Source organism: Rhodohalobacter halophilus (assembly GCF_001715195.1).
GTDB classification, from domain to species: domain Bacteria; phylum Bacteroidota; class Rhodothermia; order Balneolales; family Balneolaceae; genus Rhodohalobacter; species Rhodohalobacter halophilus.
In genome coordinates this window covers 1-2,322 of the sequence record NZ_MDWE01000082.1, presented here as the reverse complement: position 1 = coordinate 2,322, position 2,322 = coordinate 1, and the positions used below count along the sequence as shown (strand labels likewise).

Here is a 2,322-nt window from a genome sequence, read left to right as displayed (position 1 = left end):
GGTGGATTAATGAAGAGAGGTATATTCATCGTTAATGCTCAATACCCACTGTTCATGTTTCAATCCTTGTTTTGGTGGATTAATGAAGAGAGGAGTAAGTAAACTGAAAAGGTTGTGTATTGACTTCCAGTTTCAATCCTTGTTTTGGTGGATTAATGAAGAGAGGATTCGTCCCCATCGTTTTGATCAGATTCGGGTTTATGTTTCAATCCTTGTTTTGGTGGATTAATGAAGAGAGGAGCTTTTTATCCGTAAAATTTTGATCTGTATTACCTTATAGAAATTATATTTCATTCTTTTTTCCATAATTTATTACGGATTTTGAGGAATTCTAATTCCTTTTAAAGCATTCTCCGAAGGTTTTATAATCTTCAAGTAGTTGGCCTTAAGACATTTACAATATTTCAAAGATCTCCAGAATATAATTTAAGACTCGGAAATTGTTAAAAAGTACACTCCATACTGTTTAAACTAACTATTCTTCTACTGAATGCAAATATTTCGATAAGTGCACCCTACACATCGTTTTTTGTATCGAGTAGCTTTTGGAAAATGGTTCTTGTCGATTATTTGTACGATAGCCTGCGCCTTATTTTTTACGTCCCGTTTAAACGCATCATCAAGCTCCACTTCTATTAATTTACTTTTACTTCGGGTATAAACCAGGAAACCACGATGTACCGGCTTATCGAAATTATCTTCGATTAACCAGGCATAACAGGCCAGCTGGGTTTTATAAGTGGTAAATACCTTGTCTTTATACTGAGCAAATTTGTAATCAAGCGGTGCAGCTGTGCCATCCTCTAACAACAGCACCTCATCGACCTTACCACGCAGCATATTATTTGTGAGATACTGTTCCTGGTATTTTTCAGTAACTCCTAACTTTTTCCGTAGATAATCCTTATTCATTCTTGCTTTGTCTTCGTGCAGGTGCCGCCCTCTCATAGCCTTGTATGACTTCTCCTCATACTGTGGAATGCCAAGTACTTTCTCAAAGTAGATAAACCTCGGACAGTAGAGGTACTGAATGATTTCAGAAGGTGTGATACTTGTTTGGCTCATGTTCTTTGCTTTAAGGCCTGTCAGATTTTGAAAACATGACAAGTCTGTAGTTATTTCACAATTACAAGAATAGTGATTTCACTTCATCTGTAATCCTTTTTTTGTCAAATGCCTGCCCCATTAGTACTGTTGCTTTGAGCTCATCTTTACTCATTGGGAATATATAGACTGAATCTTCTTCTTCATTCATCAGGTCTTCAATTTGTATCTGCAGAGTATCTTTTTCATTGGCCTCAATGCTTCCCAGAAAAACTGAATATTGCACTCGATACAGACCCGCCTGCTCACAGGCTTTTGCGATTTTTGTTCGACTTCGATCGTTTTTGATATCGTACATTACCCAGCAGATCATAATTTTATTATTGTTGTTTTAAAATAGTCCTGTCAGGTTTTTGAAACCTGACAGGACTGAGTCGTCATATCAAATTTCAATCAGTGTATTTGCAAATGTATGCGCATCCTGTTGGATGGCGTTCATCCTGGTTTGATTTCGTCCACGGTAACGGATTTTATCTATATCAAACCGCTGAACAAAATTCTCAACAATCAGTTTTTTACCCTCTTTCGTCAGCCCTATTCCGTTCGTAATTTTCCTGTAGTGATCCTGATTTACTTTTTTTCCGGAAAAGAGCCTGTATACGGTTAAATCTACAAACGGACGGTATGGTTCAATGAAATCAAACACAAAACTTGTTTGATTGTAATCATCACGGTGGAGGAATCCAACATAAGGATCCAGGCCCGCAATCATAATACATTTTTCTATCCGGCTGTATAATATTCCGTAGCCATAATTCAGGAACGCATTAAACGGATCTTCTGCCGGCCGGTAGCTGCGGCCTTTAAACTGATACTCTTTTGCCAGCAGTGAAGAGAGAAGCCCGAAATATAATCTGCCGGCTGTCCCTTCATATCCTCTGAGAGAGCCGTCAATATCACCTATCGATGTACCATCCAATTTGTCAATTTTTGGGATCAAGGATTCCAGTTTCCCCAAAACATCGTTGATTTCGGTTTCTTTAGCTTTCCGGTGCTTTTTAAGATCTTTTAAAAAGTCAATCTGGTTATTTACTTTTTCTTGTATCCATCCTTTCACCCAGGGAATACACTCAGCATTCATGCTGGCCTCAAGCTGTCGTTTCCTGATCTTGGTGGTACTCCCCAATTTACTATGCCAAACACGTCCGATCGGGGCGCCGTCTCCTTCGGCAAAAACGATATCAATATTGTAGGACAGTGCCGTTTTTACAGCTTCGT

3 protein-coding genes are annotated in these 2,322 nt (G+C 38.6%); all 3 read right to left on the bottom strand.

Annotated features, from left to right (window positions below; translation table 11 throughout):
* Positions 1–483 precede the first annotated feature (483 nt).
* Entirely contained in the window at positions 484–1,065 is a 582-nt protein-coding gene (cas4, locus tag BG260_RS13800; RefSeq protein WP_069133541.1) for a CRISPR-associated protein Cas4, read from the bottom strand.
* A gap of 61 nt (positions 1,066–1,126) precedes the next feature.
* Entirely contained in the window at positions 1,127–1,417 is a 291-nt protein-coding gene (gene cas2, locus BG260_RS13795; protein ID WP_069133540.1) for a CRISPR-associated endonuclease Cas2, read from the bottom strand.
* Between the two features lie 69 nt (positions 1,418–1,486).
* Positions 1,487–2,322: CRISPR-associated endonuclease Cas1 (cas1, locus tag BG260_RS13790; protein WP_069133539.1), on the bottom strand; the 836-nt coding region annotated here is incomplete at its 5' end.

Excerpts from the sequence above, each read along its gene's own strand:
- cas4 (WP_069133541.1), bottom strand. The coding sequence starts at position 1,065 with ATGAGCCAAACAAGTATCACACCTTCTGAAATCATTCAGTACCTCTAC.
- cas2 (WP_069133540.1), bottom strand. The coding sequence starts at position 1,417 with ATGATCTGCTGGGTAATGTACGATATCAAAAACGATCGAAGTCGAACA.